The organism is Amazonocrinis nigriterrae CENA67 (assembly GCF_016056305.1).
GTDB lineage: Bacteria > Cyanobacteriota > Cyanobacteriia > Cyanobacteriales > Nostocaceae > Amazonocrinis > Amazonocrinis nigriterrae.
This window is the reverse complement of sequence record NZ_JAECZC010000100.1, coordinates 1-18,233: the sequence shown is the minus strand read 5'-3', so window position 1 is coordinate 18,233 and position 18,233 is coordinate 1. Positions and strand designations below refer to the sequence as shown.

The 18,233-nt window shown below is 40.7% G+C and carries 13 protein-coding genes; 8 read left to right on the top strand and 5 right to left on the bottom strand.

Translation table 11 applies throughout. The features are described 5' to 3' along the window. Window positions 1–37: 37 nt before the first annotated feature. The 8 genes from I8748_RS31140 to I8748_RS31105 all read left to right on the top strand — a co-directional run bounded on the left by I8748_RS31140 (window position 38) and on the right by I8748_RS31105 (window position 13,471). Window positions 38–1,102: a DUF6765 family protein gene (locus tag I8748_RS31140; RefSeq protein ID WP_198128349.1), complete on the top strand. Its 1,065-nt coding sequence runs from the start codon at window positions 38–40 to the stop codon at window positions 1,100–1,102. Window positions 1,103–1,387: 285 nt separating this feature from the next. Further along, window positions 1,388–2,344: an NAD-dependent epimerase/dehydratase family protein gene (locus tag I8748_RS31135; protein WP_198128348.1), complete on the top strand. Its 957-nt coding sequence runs from the start codon at window positions 1,388–1,390 to the stop codon at window positions 2,342–2,344. 298 nt (window positions 2,345–2,642) lie between these two features. Further along, window positions 2,643–3,779, top strand: a complete 1,137-nt coding sequence (locus I8748_RS31130; protein WP_198128347.1) for an alpha/beta fold hydrolase — start codon at window positions 2,643–2,645, stop codon at window positions 3,777–3,779. A gap of 262 nt (window positions 3,780–4,041) precedes the next feature. Next, window positions 4,042–6,264, top strand: coding sequence for a family 1 glycosylhydrolase (locus I8748_RS31125; RefSeq protein ID WP_198128346.1), 2,223 nt, complete (start codon window positions 4,042–4,044; stop codon window positions 6,262–6,264). A gap of 190 nt (window positions 6,265–6,454) precedes the next feature. After that, entirely contained in the window at window positions 6,455–7,495 is a 1,041-nt protein-coding gene (locus I8748_RS31120; protein WP_198128345.1) for a hypothetical protein, read from the top strand. Window positions 7,496–7,497: 2 nt separating this feature from the next. Further along, complete coding sequence (locus tag I8748_RS31115) at window positions 7,498–9,264, top strand: ATP-binding protein (RefSeq protein WP_198128344.1); 1,767 nt, start codon at window positions 7,498–7,500, stop codon at window positions 9,262–9,264. A gap of 9 nt (window positions 9,265–9,273) precedes the next feature. Further along, a complete protein-coding gene (locus tag I8748_RS31110) occupies window positions 9,274–10,455 on the top strand; it encodes a metallophosphoesterase family protein (protein ID WP_198128343.1) in 1,182 nt (393 codons plus the stop codon). Then, complete coding sequence (locus I8748_RS31105) at window positions 10,442–13,471, top strand: AAA family ATPase (RefSeq protein WP_198128342.1); 3,030 nt, start codon at window positions 10,442–10,444, stop codon at window positions 13,469–13,471. The genes I8748_RS31110 and I8748_RS31105 overlap by 14 nt, the downstream gene beginning before the upstream one ends. A 34-nt stretch (window positions 13,472–13,505) precedes the next feature. Here the strand turns inward: I8748_RS31105 and I8748_RS31100 are convergent, their stop codons facing one another. From I8748_RS31100 to I8748_RS31080, 5 genes are all read right to left on the bottom strand, one after another. Next, window positions 13,506–14,084 (bottom strand): ureidoglycolate lyase, encoded by a 579-nt coding sequence (locus tag I8748_RS31100; protein ID WP_198128341.1) that lies wholly within the window; start codon window positions 14,082–14,084, stop codon window positions 13,506–13,508. Window positions 14,085–14,149: 65 nt separating this feature from the next. Next, complete coding sequence (locus I8748_RS31095) at window positions 14,150–15,004, bottom strand: polysaccharide deacetylase family protein (protein ID WP_198128340.1); 855 nt, start codon at window positions 15,002–15,004, stop codon at window positions 14,150–14,152. Window positions 15,005–15,116: 112 nt separating this feature from the next. Continuing rightward, entirely contained in the window at window positions 15,117–16,043 is a 927-nt protein-coding gene (locus I8748_RS31090; protein WP_198128339.1) for an ABC transporter permease, read from the bottom strand. Continuing rightward, the gene (locus tag I8748_RS31085; RefSeq protein WP_198128338.1) at window positions 16,009–16,938 is read right to left on the bottom strand and encodes a polysaccharide deacetylase family protein; all 930 of its coding nucleotides are present in this window, start codon (window positions 16,936–16,938) and stop codon (window positions 16,009–16,011) included. Before I8748_RS31085 ends, I8748_RS31090 begins: the two co-directional genes overlap by 35 nt. Window positions 16,939–17,048: 110 nt before the next feature. Then, window positions 17,049–18,104: an ABC transporter permease gene (locus tag I8748_RS31080; RefSeq protein WP_198128337.1), complete on the bottom strand. Its 1,056-nt coding sequence runs from the start codon at window positions 18,102–18,104 to the stop codon at window positions 17,049–17,051. Window positions 18,105–18,233: the final 129 nt, after the last annotated feature.

Genomic DNA, 18,233 nt, shown 5'->3' with positions numbered 1-18,233 from the left:
TGACCACTGACCACTGACCACTGACCATTGACTCAATATGCAAATCGACTTTCATCACGGCGTTACTTACGTAGCAGCGCGGTTGGCTGGGTTTGAACATCAAGCTGCTAGTACCATCGCCTACTGCGCCCAATACGTAGACGATGCAATCAACGACGGATTAATCCGGTTTGATAACGGCGCATTGTTTAGCCGCATTAGTTCCGCTCATAAAATGCTGGACTACCGCAACTTTCAGGAACTAGCAAATCACCGCGTTTGGATTCCGTTTCATTTTCTACCTGGAAACGACGGACTAAAAGCAGGTGAAGACCCTGATGGGAAATTTATCAACAAATTGATTTGCCGTCCCAACAGCGATGTTGCTCAGCAAATGGTACGAGAATGTATTCAGCAGCGTCACACCACCTACGCATTGCATCGCCTTGGTATCACCATGCATGTATATGTGGATACTTGGGCGCATCAAGGCTTTGCTGGAGTCAACCATCGAGTCAACGAAGCTAAAAAGCTGCTAGATGCAAACGGCAATCCAGACTACAACCTCATGGACAAACTTCAGAATTACTTTGTCAGCGAAGCTTTACCACTGGGACATGGCGCTGTTCTCAGCCATCCTGACAAACCGTTTTTGACCTGGGGTTATGTCAACGGACGCGATGAGGAAATTCTCAGAAACAATCCCCAAGACTTTTTAGAAGCTGCTGACCACATGTGCAAAGCCATGCAGCGATATCTAACAGGTAATCCTGATGCAACAGTACCAGGATTACCAGAGCCAGATAAAACATTAATAGAGGCGATGCTGAGAAATATTACTGATGATAGCGGTAGTGTGCGTCACCAAAAATGGTTAGATGCGATCGCTCAGGGTAAATTCAGCTTTGGTCAAGCCAACGTCACCTATATCCCCAAAGGCAAAGATTCATGGAAACACTTAGCCTTAGACACCGAAGACATAGTTGAACGCGGAAACGAAATATTTCCCTATCACCCCAGCTTTTTAACCAGTGATTGGAAACTATTTCACGACGCTTTACAGTCTCATCACTTCTATATAGTCCACGACTTGCTACCCAAGTACGGGATTTGCGTTGGTTGATGGGGAAGGGGAGGAAGGAGAAGGGAGAAGGGGAAGGAAGAGTGTTAATAACAACTGACAAATAAAAAATAACAACTGACAATTTGCCAGTTTACAAATCTCAAGTTTGTATATTCGGAATTGGAGAGATAAAAACGGTAGATGAACAACAGTAGCAAAAAAAATCTAAATAATAGGTCACCTTTTAAAGGCAAAGCGTTTAACTTTTCCCTTACCCTTTCCCTTCTCCCTTCCCCTTCCCCTTCCTCCTTCCCCCTTCCCCTTCTTTAATAACCGAGGTGCTAAATGAATATTTTTGTAACAGGTGGCTCAGGTTTTCTTGGCAAAAGACTAATCAAACGTTTACTCGCTGACAACAATACTGTGACAGCTTTAGCCAGATCTGATTCATCAGCGAAGATTCTTGAGCAGTTAGGAGCAAAAGCTATCAAAGGCTCTCTAGAGAATATTACGCAATGGGAAACAGACCTCCAAGGGCATGACATTGTGATCCATTGTGCTGCACCAGTAGAATTTTGGGGGCCTTGGGAGAAGTTTTATCAAGAGATTACCCTGGCTACAAAAAACTTATTGGTAAGTTCTAGCAAAATGCATGTTAAAAGGTTTATCTATATTAGTTCGGAGTCTGTACTTCAAGATGTAGCTCCTTTAGTTGATATAGACGAACAATTTCCTTATCCAGCAGAACCCAATTCTTACTATGGAAAAGCTAAAAAATTAGCTGAGCAGGAAATCTTAAATTTTCCTACAGAAACTAAGTGTATTATCCTGCGTCCGACTTATATTTGGGGACAAGGCGATAAAACACCTCTAACATTAGAAGCAAAAATCAAATCTGGTCAATTTATGTGGATAGATAATGGCCAGTGTCTTATCGAAACAGTTCACGTAGATAACTTAGTTGAAGCTATATCATTAGCTTGTATAAAAGGTAATGATAAACAAATATATATTGTTACCGATGACGACCCGATAACAGTCAAAGAATATTTCAATAAGATTTTTCAAATTAGAGGTATAAAAGCCCCTAACAAAAACTTACCTAGCTTCATAGCCAATACATTAGCAACAATCGTCGAGTCAATTTGGAAACTGCTAAACATTAAAAACCCCCCTCCACTTTCCAGATTTGACTTATCTTTTGTTGCCATGCCCAGAAAATATAACATTTCTAAAATCAAACAAGAACTAGGATATAAACCAATTATCACAAGAGAAGTAGGTTTCCAACAATTAACTTAATAAAAAAGTAATTATAGCAATGCCAAATTATTCTAAAAACCTCCATTTTCTCTCTTTGCGTTCTCTGCGCCTCTGCGGTTTGTTAAAATCAATTAATTTTTGAAAAGAGTAGAGGGCTGAAGCACAAGTATGATAGAACGAACCGCAAAAGACACATAGACACGAAGTAGCTTCCCGAAGGGTAGGGCACAAAGAGATAAGAGTTTAAAAGAGTGAATGCCTAAGTTATCTAGTCAAAAAAATAATAACAACTGACAACTAACAACTGACAACTGACAAATAACAAACGAGGAAAATCATGGAACGTGAAATAGCACTTTACACCTTAGAAGGCGTAAAAAATGCCGAGATTACAACACATCATTTCTCCACAGAAGATCAGCTGGGATTAAGTATGCTACGCTTCCAGCGTGCAGCCTGCGACGACGTAGTTTTGATTATTCATGGTCTGACTACCTCGACCGATATGTTTATCATGCCCGAACATTACAACCTAGTGCAATACCTATTAGACCAAGGTTTTGGTGATGTTTGGACTTTAGACTATCGCATGAGCAACAGGTATTCTTATAACCTACTAATGCCTCGCTACAACATGGATGATATCGCTTTATTCGATCATCCAGCAGCGATCGCTAAAATGCGAGAACACATTGGTTCACGTCGTATCCACATTATCTGCCATTGTTTAGGTTCTGCATCATTCACAATGAGCTTGTTTGCTAAAGCTGTCACAGGTATTACCAGCGTTATCGCCAATAGTGTGGCATTAACGCCGCGTATACCTAAATGGTCAGAATTTAAATTAAATGTTGCTCCTTTTGCCGTTGAATATATTTTAGGAATTCCTTATTTAAACCCGCGATGGAGTGAAGACCCAGGTATCACCAAAGGCAAAATCTTTTCAAAAATTAACTCAGCATTTCATCATGAATGTGATGTACCTGCTTGTCACATGCTTAGCTTGATGTGGGGAACTGGTTGGCCTGCTTTATACAGCCATGAAAATCTTTTGGATGTCACCCATCGTCGAGGTGGTGATTTATATGGAGGCAACGGTTTACATTATTATCGCCATGTCCTCAAAATGGTAAAAGCAGGTAATCGAGCAGTCAAATTTGAACCGAATAATCCTAAATATGACCGCTTACCAAATGATTATTTTGAGTATGTACGAGAGATAGAAACACCAGTTTTGTTTATGACAGGCGATAACAATCGTGTGTTTACCGATTCTAATATTCTCTGTCACCAAAGACTGGAAGAAATTGTACCAGGTAGACACGAATTACATATTTTTCCTGGCTATGGTCATCAAGATGTTTTTATGGGTAAAAACGTTCATGTTGATATTTTCCCCAGACTTGTGGAATTTTTGAACAAGCATCGAAATCCAACTACAACTACATCTGTAGCAACATCAGTTAATAGTTAGGGACTAGGGACTGGGGACTGGGGACTAGGGATATTAAAGACAGAGATTCATAACTATACGATTACCTGACCATCATCAGTAGACTTCTTGCATAAATCTTTTTTTGTTTCACGCAAAGTCGCAAAGACAAGGCAGCGCCGTGGGCGGGTTTCCCGACTTGAGGCGACTGCCGTGCAAAGAAAAGAACGCTAAGAACGACTTTTGCAAGAGGTCTAGTCATCAGTCATCAGTCATCACTCAACATTATTTAGGAGATCTGACCGTGAGCGATCGCTTTGCACCGTTACCAGAATCATTTATGTTTGGTGTGGCTACAGCTGACCACCAATGCGAAGCCTACGATTCCCGCTATGAGGACATTCGAGACGTGTGGGAACGTCGCCGCGCCCTCACCGTTAGGGGTCAAGCAACTGATTTTTGGAATCGTTACGCTGAAGATATCGCTTTAGCACAATCTCTCGGTTGCAAGGTATTTCGCTTTTCTATTGCTTGGTCGCGGGTGGAACCCCAACCTGGTCAGTTCAGTGATGAAGCGTTTGAACATTATCGCCAAGTGATCGAAACCATCCGATCGCACAATATGGAACCATTGGTGACTCTGCACCACTTTACCCATCCGGTGCATGTAGAAGCAAGGGGGGGTTTAACTGACCCTGAGTTTCCTGCTATTTACGCCAGCTATGTGACAGAAGTTGCTAAGCGTCTCGGTCATTTGTCACGCTACTGGATTAGTTTTAACGAACCGAGTCAGTTAATTTATGGCTACGTCAAACCTTGGTGGGAAAGAGCTTACTTTATGCCTCCCGGTTTGGATCGAGGTGCTAGCATCGCTGATCAAATGACCGCAGTGCAAAAGCTCATGCGGAATTTATTCATCGCCCACACCAGAGCTAGAACCATCCTTAAGCAAGTTAACCCAGATGCCCAAGTGGGAGCAAATCCCATGCTGTTGGGTTTACCTTTATGGGTGCAAAAACTGATAGATCGCAATGTCACTAATTTGCGTCGTCCTGAAGACTTTGTTGCTCAAGGAAAGCGTTTCACTGAGCGGGCTTTGCTGGAAAAAGGAGAGGTGGATGTAGTTATTGCTACCTTGACTATGACGCAAGAGCGACAGCAGGAAGTGGCTTTCTCTGAGGTTTACTTTCAAGCTAGTCAAATTTTGTTAGTCAAAGCAGACAGTTCCATTCAAAAACTTGCAGATTTCAACGGTAAACCTGTAGCAGTAGTGAAAAGTTCTACGGCTGAATCTACTGTAGATAGATTACTTCCCGCCGCCAATGTCCAAGTATTAGAAGACTTTAGTGATGCCTTGAGAGCCTTGGACTACGAACAGATTAGCGGCATCTTGATTGATGACGTGATTGTGTTGGGAGTGTTGGAACAGTATCCAGGAAAATACCGTTTGGTGGGTAATAACGGTGACCAGCTGACAGAAGAAAATTATGCAGCTGCGGTGGTTAAAGGCGATCGCGCTTTGCTAAATGCTGTAGATGGAGCGGTACGATATTTTAAAGAATCTGGTGATTGGCAAGACAGTTTTACTCGTCACTTTCCTAATTTACCTGTTCCTGCTGTGCCTCCCATCGGCAGGCGATCGACTTTAGCCGATATTAGTACTGGTTCTTCTAATTCTCCCACAGCCACTTTTGCTCAATCTCTACCCCTTGCCAAGTCAGGAACGCCGTTACGTCGCATTCAAGACCGGGGTTATTTAATAGTTGCCGTTAAAGATAACGTCCCTGGATTTGGTTATCGTGACCCCAACACAGGAGAATTTAGCGGCTTAGAAATCGATTTAGCTCGTACCGTAGCCAAGCAAATTTTCGGCGATCCCAACAAAGTTAAGTTTTATGCCGTTTCCACAAAAGAACGCCTACCTGTGCTGCGTTCTGCTGTCAAAATCTTTGACCCAATTCAGAAATTATTCAGCGTCCTTTCCACGTCGCTGACAAGTAACTGGTGGCATCTTGGCATGGCTGGGAAGTTGCCAACATTTCTCTGTCCTCAAGAGTGCGTCGGTCAGCAGGATTTTGTGGGGTTTGATTATTACTGGGGTATCAGCAATTTAAGACTCAACCGTATCCAGCAGTTAATGGATGCAGCCTTTGGACGTTTTGGTAATGCGCCAGTTTGGTCTGAGGTACTGTACGACATGCTGAAGTTTCACGCTAACCTGTTCCCAGGTAAGGAAATTCTGATTATTGAGAACGGTTGTGTTGAAGTGGCTGATAAAGTCATCACCCGTGAAGACTACATTCGTAAGCACGTCCAGCAGGTACAGCGTGCGCGTCAAGATGGCGTAAATGTGGTGGCTTATGTCTCTTGGTGCATCACCTCTAACCGCGAATGGGGTCTGAAGTTTGGCCCCGATAGCGATTTTGGGCTGTATCATATTGACCTAGATACTGACGTAAACTTAAAGCGCCAGCCAACTCTAGCTGCGACTGCTTACCGAGAAATTATCAAGAATAGGGGAGTGTAAATATACGACCCTGTTTGTAGAGGCAATTGATCAATTGCCTCTATGCAAATCATATTTAGAATCAGCAATCCTCAAGTTGATTGTATAGATTGATGCAATTTATGTAAAAAAATATGCCATAAATGTAGCAACCATTGGTATAGTGCGAGTAAAATTAGAAACAAATTTTTTACTGTGTAAAACCAAACTGATGGTTGAGGAGAATGATGTAAATGAGTTCTGGCGATCGCATAACTTTCGCCTTGAACCTTGGGGAAATAACTACGAGCCTGCAATTCAGATTAAGGAAGAACTTCCGCTGTCTGAAAGTGATGTTAACCCTACAAGAGAAACTGAAAACTGGGACTGTTTTCAGTCTTCCCAGGCGCGATCGCTACCTAATCGCCTGATTTTTATTGACGGGCGACGGCGGCTAGATGCTGCCCTTGTAGGTGGCAATGATAACACAATTATCTACGGAGTATTTGGCACAATTGCTGTAGGTGCTGTGGTAGTAGATAGAACTATTCCTAAAGCAAGTTATCTTGAAGAACCGAAAATTGATGTTCACCGAGTTGTAGGTTTTAGTGGTGAACAAGAAGCTGTAAAAACACTTATTCCTTGTCCTTTAGGAAGTAAAGCAGAATTATTATACGAACCATTTAACAGTAAATTTGATAATACTCCTGAAGTTCGGCGGGTAATTGTGCAAAATGCCATGTTAGATGCAGAAGAACAACTAATAGGCAAATTAAATGTCAAAGATGCAGATACTTTAGTAGTTCGAGATGGGCCATTGCGATATAAATCACCAACATCTACCTTGGGCTACATCAAGACGATGCATAAACAATTCCTCCCAGAAAAATATGCTGGCTTCCTATGGAAACTGCTACCAGGACAGCGCACACCTATTTTTGAAATTAAAGATAGTAAAGATAGATCCAAATACTCTTGGTATTTGCAATCTGGTGATGCTCAACATTCACCACAACGATTTGGCTACCACGATTTACATGGTATTGTGCGGCTGGAATTATCTAACAAAATTGACATAGAAAGAGTTAAAGAAATAGCAAATCAAACTTGCTATTTAATTCCCTATTACGCTTCCCATCCATCACGAGATCCTCGCGCACCACAAAATCTTGCACCTGTTAGCGCTTTAGAACAGGAATTAGGGCGACAGATGGGTGATGCAGAATTAATTAAGCGACGATTGCAATGCTTTTTAGCATCTATTGGAGGTTAGGAATGACATCTACTCAAGCAATTGGTTATGTACTTGGTACTCAAGAAGCAACTCCTTTAGAATTTTGGATAGCAGTAGACTCGGAAAAAGTTTTGCATCTAGATGATGTTATAGAGGTAAAAACTCATCGTCCTGATAATGCTGGAATTGTTTATTTTTACGGTGTCGTTGATTATGTTCGCACTCAATATGAAGGAGCGCAGTTTGATACTGATACTTTGTTAGTAGCTAAAAAAGGTATTTTGCCAGTCAACATTTCTTACACTGCTCACGTTCAAGTCACAAGAATTGAGCCAGAAGAATATTTACCTCCACAACCAGGCGATGAGGTTTACCTAGCTGTAGATAAGCAACTGGCATCGGCTTTGTATTTTGACAGCATGGATACCCCGATTCCAGCTGGCATTATGAATAATGGCAACGCAGCATATTTTAACTACTCATTTATCAATGGTGAAAAAGGCGCTCATGTGAACATTTCTGGGGTTTCTGGAGTTGCGACTAAAACATCCTATGCTTTATTTTTACTATATTCTATTTTCAATTCTCCGGTTTTAGGTTCTTATAAAGCTAATACAAAAGCGCTAATTTTCAATGTTAAAGGTGAGGATTTATTCTTTTTAGATAAGCTTAATAAAATTTATGGTAATTTTGAAAAACAAAATAATCAAAATAAATATGATCTGATAAAATTGCCAGTACAACCTTTTAAAAGTACAAGTTTTCGGGCTGCACCAAAAAGAGATTCTCGGACTGTTGACTCTGATTTAGAACAGCGTTCTGAAGGCATATCAGTTTATTTATGGAGTATTCGGGAATTGTGCCGCGATCGCTTGTTTCGATTTTTGTTCACTGGTGAAGATTTAGACCGAGGAAATTTATCCTACTTAGTGACGACGGTAGAAGAACGATTAGCACGACTAGCAGAAGAAAATGACCAAAGCGATCAGAAGCGGCGGCGTAAACTGCAAGCTCATTTGCAAGTCGAAGCCTTTGGAGAAGAAGGTAAAACAGAAATTAAAACATTTAGAGATTTAATTGACTTTTTAGAAGATAAATTACTCAACGATGAAGATAGAGAAGAAAACAGGCGTTGGTTAGGGCGCAATGTTCCAGCTACGGCGGAAGCAATGATTCGGCGTTTATACGGTATCAGTAGTGAAGTTAGCCATTTAATTCGGGGCGATTTATCACCGGATGAAGTTGCGAAATATCAACTCAATCCCCTCGCTTCAGATGCTCAACTGACTGTAACTGATATCCACAAACTCAGCGCCCGCGCTCAAAAATTTGTTGTGGGTGTTTTACTACAAAAGCTATTTTTTCAAAAAGAAAAACAAGGCAGGGAACCTGTTGTTTTTATTGTTTTGGATGAATTGAACAAATACGCGCCCCGTGATGGACGTAGCCCCATTAAAGATTTGCTGGTAGACATTGCAGAACGAGGACGTTCTCTAGGAATTATCTTAATTGGCGCACAGCAAACCGCCTCAGAAGTTGAACGGCGTGTGGTGGGACAAGCGGCTATTCGTGTTGTAGGTAGATTAGATTCCGCCGAAGCAGAACGCCCCGAATACAACTTTCTCACAGGTTCGTGTCGTAAGCGAGCTTTATTTCTTAAATCCGGGACGATGTTTGTGCATCAGCCAGAAGTTCCCGCACCAATTTTAGTTAATTTCCCCTTCCCAGCTTACGCCACACGCAAAGAAGAAGTATTTTTGAGCCAAGCAGAAATTACCAGCATCGAAGCTGATATTGACCGTTTTTAGGAGGAATTGATGCGTTTAATTCATACATCTGACTGGCATTTGGGGCGTAACCTCAAAGGAAAGGAGCGCACCTCAGAAATTGAATTTGCTCTCAAAGAACTTTTGCGACAAGCTAAAGAATTAGAAGTTGATGCAGTGTTAATTGCAGGCGATATTTTTGAAACTTCTAATCCTCCAGCAGAAGCCGAGAGAGTTTTTTTTCAGTTTTTTGAAGGGTTACAAAACGCCAAAATTCCCGCAGTTGCAATTGCTGGTAATCATGATTCCGCCTCCCGCTTGGATAATCTAGCTAATCTTTTATCTTTAGCTGGCGTGCGGATTTTAGGGAAACCTCGTCGTGTTAATCAAGGGGGTTTAATCACTCTAGAAACGCCTAATGGTAAACTGCGTGTAGCTGCTATGCCTTTTGCTTCAGAACGGCGACTATTGACAGTTGAAAATCTGTGGCTAATGGGCGAGTTAGAGCAAATAAACCACTACAGAGAAAGGGTAGGCTATTTGCTCAACAACTTAACCACTGGTTTTCGAGATGACAGTGTGAATATCATTATGGCTCACCTCACTCTCGATGGTGCTAGATTAGCCAATTCCGAAGCCCGTCATCACACCAAAGAAACATACGCTTTGGCTGGACAAAGCTTACCTGCTGAAGCTCAGTATATTGCTCTGGGACACATTCATAAACCCCAACAAATTCCGATTGCAGCTCCTACTTATTATTCCGGTTCTTTGATTCAAGTGGACTTCGGTGAAGCTGGAGAAGATAAGGGATTTTATCTCATTGATGTTGAACCTGGTTCTCCAGTGAAAAAACCAGAGTTTATATCTATCCCCTGTCAAAAACCATTGCAAATAGTCGAATGTGAATTGAGAGATTACGAAGAAAAGCTAGAACCTCTGCGTGATTATTCTGGTTATCTCAAAGTAATTATCAACCTCCAAACACAGCAAACGGGATTAGCTGACAAAATTCGCAAAATTTGTGGTGATAAAGTCCTGCAAATTGAACTGCGTATTCCACAAGTGGAATCAAAGCGAAAAAAATCTGTAAACCCGGAAGAGTTTGATCCAGTAGCAGAATTTAAACTCTACTTCCAAGAGGAATTAAACACAACACCAAATCCTGCTGTTATCGCCAGATTTGCCGAACTATACAAAGAAATAAAGGAAACCCAAGATGCGACCACTTAAACTGACTTTAGAAGGTTTTACCAGTTTTCGTAACCAGGTAAATATTAATTTTGAAAACCTGGAATTATTCGCTATTACAGGCCCAACTGGTGCAGGGAAATCATCTTTGCTTGATGCCATGACTTTAGCACTTTATGGGAAAGTGGCAAGGTTGAACGGTAAGAGTCAACACAATGACTTATTGAGTCAGGGTAGCTTAAGATTACAGGTATCATTACGGTTTTTGGTAGATGATGTTGAATATCAAGTTTTGCGCTCATGGCAATATCGTAATCGTACTACAAAACCAAAGAGTAATTTTAGGTTAGAAAAGCGTATTAGAGATGATTGGCAACCTTTGGGGGAACAAAATGCAACAGAAATTGATGCTGCAATTGAGAAGATTTTGAGGATGGATTTTGAGACTTTTACAAAAGTTATCCTTCTACCTCAAGGCAAATTTGATCAGTTTCTCAAAGGTAAAGCTTCTGAGCGTCGGGAAATTTTACGCGAACTGGCTGGCTACCAAATATTTGAAAATATGCGTGAGAAAGCAAAAGAGCGAGCTGGTCATTTTAAAGGTGAATGCGATATTATGCAAAAACAGCTTGATGGGGCTTGGAAGCCATCAGATATAGAAATTAATTCTCAACGTAGTCGCCTTCAAGTTATTGAACAAGAATTACCCCGATTAGAAGCAGGAGTTGTCAATGCCAAAATTACTTTAGAATCAGAAAAAAAATTATTACAACGTCTTGAGAGTTTAGCACACCGCAAACAGCAACTTGAGGAATTAAATAAACAAGCTCCAAAAATCAGTAATTTGAAACGCCAATTAGAACAAGCGCGAGTTTGCGATCGCCTGTCAGCTACTTGGACATCAGTTAATTCGGCTCGTATTCGTTATACTAACACCCAAACTGCTGTAGAAAATGCTGCCCAAGCTTTGAGTGAAAAGCAGTTAGCTTTAAACATTCAGAAAGACAATTTAAGTCAAGCACAAGCCTATCAAGCTGAGATTGCACCGCAGCTAAAACAGCGAGAATCAGATCTCAATGCTGCCAAAATTTACGAAGAACAGTGTCGTCAAATTAAGGATGAATTAAACAGGTTAGAAAAAATATTAGCAGATAAAATCAAACTAGTAACTGAGGCTGATAATGCTGTTCAAAAGGCTGAAACTGAATTGAATGAAAAAACTCAGATATTTACTCGATATAACAATGAACTTTATCAATATTCTCCTGGTGATACAAGACTAGAGCAGCTTAATCAAGTTACACCACTACTAATTAAATGGGAAAGTATACAAAAGCAAGTTGAAAGCGATCGCTCGAAGTTACAACAAATCACTCAACAGTTAAAAACGGCTGAAGATGATTGTCAATCTACTATGTTAAATCTGCAAAAATCTGAGGAAGAATCTGAGCAAGCTCGTCTTGAATTAGATACTGCTAGACAACAAAATTATGCCTCTGCTTTACGCGCATCCCTGCACACTGGTGATGATTGTCCAGTTTGTGGCGGAGTTTACCCAGAACACCACTTATTACCACAATTAGAATCTTCATGCGATATCAAAGCACTAGAAAACCGTGTTCAGGAAGCTGAAGAAAACCGTCAAAAAGCTGCTAATACTAAAACTAAGGCGGAAACGACAAGAGATGAACTGAAAAAACAAGAAATTGAATATCGCCAAATATTAGCCGAAAAAGAAGGTGAGCTTGAGGTAGAAGCACAACAAATTATTGTCATCTTAAAAGCAGAAAAATGGGAAGTTCAGTTACTTCAACAAGAACAGCAATTATTGCAGGAAAGTGATGTTAAACATCAACAATATTTAATTAAGAAAGATAAAGCAGATGGGGAAGTTAAAACCAGTGAACAAAATTTAAACTTTGCCAAAAATAAGTTATCAGATACCCAAATACAGCATCGAGAAGCAGCAACTGAAGTAGAACGCCAAAAAACACAACTTCAAAAGATATCCAACAAACTATCAGAACGTACTGGTGGTGATTCTTACGAAAATTTATTCCAAAAGCTAGAACAAGATAAACGAGATTTAGATAATCGTCTTCAGGAAGTAAATAAGTTTCATCAAACTGCTCGCGATGAAGTTCTTCAAGCTGAACAAAATGATTTAAAAGCACGAGAGGACTTTGATTTAGCTGATGCTGAAAAAGTACAAATAGAAGCTGAATGGCAAACTTGTTTATCATCAGCAAACTTGACAGAAGCAGTATTTCAAGAAAGTAAAACATCATCAGAACAGCAAACTACATGGCAGCAACAAATTACAGAACATGAGCATAAAATACTTGAGATACAAACTATCGTCAACCAAGAGAATAATGAAATCGGTGACAAAACTACCAATGCAGAAATAATTGCCCAGTATGAAAAATCTGTTATTTCTGCTGAAGAAAAGCGTCAGCAAGCACGAAACGAATACAACAATTTAAAATTTTCGATTACTGACGCTGAACAGCAGCGAAAGCAATTAGATAAATTGCAAGTTCAACTATCTAACAAACAGCAAGATTTACAAACTTATAACACCTTATCTTATGAGTTACAATCGAATCGCTTTCAAGCCTATATTCTCGATCATTTTGAGCGAGAGTTAGCAGAACAAGCAACACTATTTCTGCGAGAACTGACAGAACAGCGATATACCTTAAAATACGATGACAAAGAATACTCTGTAGAAGATAACTGGAATGGTGGCGAAACAAGAGGAGTACAAACCCTATCAGGTGGTGAAACCTTTGCTACTTGTTTATCTCTGGCTTTAGCACTTTCAGAAAAGCTGTCAAGAGGAGCTAAATTAGGCAGTTTATTTATAGATGAGGGATTTGGAACATTAGATGCCGAAACTCTACAAAGTGTCTCAAGTATTCTACAATCTCTGGGTGAGCAAGACAAATTAGTCGGCGTAATTACTCATGTTTCTGCTTTAGGAGAAGAGTTAGGAACACAAATCAAAGTAGAAAAGTTTCCAGAAGGCTCCCGAATTATTATGACAGGAACCTGATGAGGTGACAAAGAGGCTACAAAACAACAATTGATTAATTCACTATGTCCAATTGAATTTCACAGTTTAAGCGTTTCGGTAATGAAATTTTGTAAACATCGCCTTGGTTCATTTCATCTGGTGCTTGCATTTGACTCAAGGCGGTGACTACTTCATCGGAGTTTGCCGTGAGGATGACAACCGGGCGATCGCAAGCTATGGGAAAATCATGCCATGTACCAAGATGTAGCAAAAGTCCGTAACCAGGGGGAAATCGCAGCGCTTTAACTTGATTTAAATTTGGTAGGTTTTCGCTGTTTTGATGGTTAGGTGGTGCCATAACCATAATAAATGGTGCTTGTCCCAGAGCGATAAACATCTGGGTCATATGCATGTGTCTTTCTAGCCAGATAATTGGTGGGTATCCTGGTAAAATTTTGGCTGTTCTAAAGGTGGCGGTGCCGCGATAAGTAAAGTCTATATTTTCGCCTTCTATTACTCGTTCTTGATAAAAGGGAATTCCTAATCCTGGTTTGCTAACATCGTCGCCTAAAAGATGTCCGTAGGGTTTGATGTTTTCTGTGTTGGCATCGATTACGGGGATTTTGAGAATTTGGCTTGGTGATGTTGTCATTGTTTTTACGAACCGCCAAGACGCGGAGGACGCAGAGAGAAGAGAGAAGAGAAGGTAAGGATATTTTACTTTTGTTGATTAATCCAATGGTAAATACTTTCGCCTGTGGTTAGCCAGGTATTTGGGTGATTTTTAATATGTAATAAACACTGTTTTAAGTATTTTAATCTTAGGGGTTGACCGACGATAAAGGGATGTAAGCCAATTGCCATTACTCGGCTTTGGGTTTCTCCTTCTTGCCAGAGTTGGTCAAATTGATCTGTTATTGCTTGGGCAAATTCTATGCCAGAAAAGCGGTTACTTAAACATAAGGTAATATCGTTTGCTTCTATTGTGTAAGGTATTGCTAATAAGCGACCGTTAGGTAATGGATACCAGTAAGGTTGGTCGTCGTTTACCCAGTCGGCTGTGTAAAGGATTCCGGCTGCGTGTAATAATTCAAATGTTGATTCTGTAATGGAAAATCCAGGTGTTAACCAACCTTTAGGGATTTGACCTGTGGCTTGCTTTAATAAATCTAAGGTTTGATTAATTATATTAATTTCTGTTTCTTTATCCATGCCACTATGCCCAGTGGAGTTATTAATTCCATGAGCCATGATTTCCCAACCATATTTTTGGATAGCTTGGATGATTTCGGGGTAGAATGTACAAATTTCACCGTTGACTGCGGCTGTCACCGGAATTTTTAACTCGGCAAATAAATCAAATAATCGCCAAATTCCCACGCGATTACCATAGTCTCGCCAACCATAGTTAGCAATTTCTGGGTAACTATTTAAATGAGGTTGAATCGCCGTTCCTAGTTTGCCAAAAGTGAAGTGTTCTACATTCATTACTACCCACACAGCAACTCTGGCATTATTAGGTAATTTTAAAACCGGACGTTCTGTAATTGCTTGAAAAGATGGAGGCAACATAATTTAATTCGTAATTCGTAATTCGTAATTCGTAATTCGTAATTTTTAATCTTATTTAATACAAGTATTCAGCACTCCTAACTCCTCACTCCTAACTCCTAACTCTTAACTTTCAATGAGTTGAACGAAATGGTTGCCCTAATGAAGCGGGTACTCCTAATTGAATGCGTGTGGCATCGTGAGAGATTAACACCAATACCAGGATGGTAGCTAAGTAGGGCAAGGAAGACAACAGGTAGGGCGAAATATCTACGCTAAGTGCTTGGAGAATCAACTGTATGGCACTAACACCACCAAATAAATAGGCACCAAGCAGGATTCTTTGTGGTTTCCAAGTTGCAAACACAACAAGCGCGATCGCAATCCATCCTCTGCCAGCTGTCATATTTTCCGCCCATAGCGGTGTATATGCAAGGGAGAGATAACCCCCAGCTAACCCAGCCATTGCGCCGCCAAAAATTACTGCTAAATAGCGAACTCTGTAAACTGGTAAACCTAAAGCATCAGCGGCTACTGGTGATTCACCAATACTTTGCAGTACCAAACCCGCCCTTGTTTGGCGCAAAAACCACCACACCAACATCACCAAGACGACTGAAGCATATACTAAAATATTTTGGTTAAATAAAGCTTCCCCCAAAATCGGAATTGATTTTAAAACCGGGATGCTAACGGGTTGCAGTCTAGTAACTGTTTTGCCAACATATTCTGCACCAACAAAAGCACTAAGTCCAGAACCAAAGATGCTGAGGGCTAAACCAGTGGCTACTTGATTGGCGCTGATAGTAATTACTAGTAGTGCATAAATCAGCGCGATCGCTATTCCCGATACCAATGCTATGAATAATCCTAAGTAAATATTTCCTAATACTGAAGTAGCGATAAAACCAGCGATCGCGCCAACTAACATCATTCCTTCAACACCCAAATTTAACACCCCTGATTTTTCCGTGACTAATTCGCCTAGTGACGCCAAAATCAGGGGTGTAGCTGACTGTAAAGTATCACTGATGATTAAGCTGATAGTTTGGATGTTCATTATTTGCGACTACAGGTGATACAGCCGTTACTAAACTTTGTTCTTGGGCTTGCATTTGCAGCAGTTCGGGTATTGTCACAAATTTATATCCCTGTGCTTTCAGACTATCAATAATTTGTGGTAAAGCCTTAACCGTTCGGGAACGATTGCCGCCACCATCATGCATGAGTACAATAGCCCCAGGCTTTGCTGCTTTTAGCACATTTTTGACCATCCCTGGCACTTGCGGTGAACGACGTTCAGCGTCTCCCGATGCTTCTGACCACATAATCACAGCATATTTCTGACTTTTGGCGTAGTCGGCTAATCCATTATGCAGAAAGCCACCTGGAGGACGAAACAAAGTCGTTTTGACTCCTGTAGTCTTATAAATAATATCTGCTGTACGATTAATTTCACTTGCCACAGTAGTTGAGTCCATGTGACGATACCAATGATGCCATGTATGGTTACCAATTACATCACCATCAGCTGCCACTTGCTTGGCAATCTGGGGATAATATTGCACCATTTCCCCAACCATAAAGAATGTCGCCTTGATGTGATTTTTCTTTAAAATCTCCAATACCTGTAGCGTATTTTTAGGCCCTGGCCCATCATCAAAAGTGAGGGCGATAACTTTCTCATTCGGTTTCAGTTTCGCTTGATCAATCGTTGTTCCCTCAAAGGTTTTTGGTATTTCTACTGTCTGATTTATGGCTTGAGAAAAACTCTGTGAAGTTGTATTGATTGTTCCTTGAAAACTCGCTTTAGAACTTTCACTTGCTGACTTTTTTATTGCTAAGTGTTCGTTCAACCCACCTTTAGCTAAAAGCGTAGTTAAACCTAGACCAACACCAGCACCAACTAATGTAATTCCTACTGGTAATAACCGAGTTAATTTATTTGCCACCACATTAAGTCTCCTCAAAAAAGTGAGTTGTCAGTTGTCAGTTGTCAGTTGTCATTTTCTTTATCCCCCCATCTCCCCCATTTCCCCATCACCCCATCTCCCTATCTTCCCTGTCACTTTACTCGTATTCGGTTGTGAATTAAGATGTCTGCTGCTAAAAGAAAAAAGAATAAAATACCTTGGAACATTCCAATTAGTGCTAAGGGAAGACTGAGTTTAATTTGCACTAATTCACCGCCTACGTACAAGAGTGCCATCAGCAAACTGGATAATATAATACCGAGTGGGTTTAACCTACCGATAAAAGCAGCAATGATGGCAGTATAACCATAACCGGGAGAAATGTTAGGGCGTAGTTGACCTATGGGGCCGAGAACTTCGCATACTCCGGCTAAACCTGCTAATCCGCCACTGATGAGTAGAGTTAGCCAAATGATGCGATCGCTCTTTATCCCAGCATATACCGCAGCCTCGGAACTGGAACCAACTACCCGCACACTATAACCAAAAAATGTTTGCTGCAACACTCCCCAAATTAACACAGCTGCCACAACTGCGAAAATTACACCCGCATGTAACCGTGTACCAGCAATTAATGGTGTTAAACTAGCGAATTCCGAAAAAGGTGCAGATTCAGGAAAGTTAAATCCTTGGGGGTCTTTTAATGGCCCATGCACTAAGTAGTTCAATAGGGAATTTCCCACATAATTTAACATCAAGCTAGTGAGAATTTCATTAGTATGAAATCGCACTTTTAAGAAAGCGGGAATGCTGCTCCAAACTACACCACCTAAGACACCAGCTATCAAACTCAGTAACAAGATTCCATAGTTATTTACATTGGGAAATATTAAAGCCACAGCACTGCCAAAAATTGCCCCTACAGTCAATTGTCCTTCTGCCCCAATATTCCACACCTTGGCATGAAAACACAAAGCCAAACCAACAGCAATTAATAAAATAGGTGCTGCTTTCACTGCTAATTCTGTCAGCCCATAAAAGCTACTTAAAGGTGAAATTAATAAAGTTTGTAAAGCGGTGATAGGTGGTTTACCCAATGAACCAAATAGAACAATTCCTAAAATTAAAGTTCCTAATAGTGCTAGTAGAGGTGATAGTACTTGCCAAGTTTTTGATGGCACACTGCGGGGTTCGAGTTTAATTAACATTGGCTTGTGAGTATGAGTTATTTGAGGGAGATGAGGGGGATGAGGGGGATGAGGAGGATGAGGAGGATGAGGGAAATAAAATTTATTCGTAATCTCCCCCCACTTCCTCATCTCCCCCTGCTCCCCCGC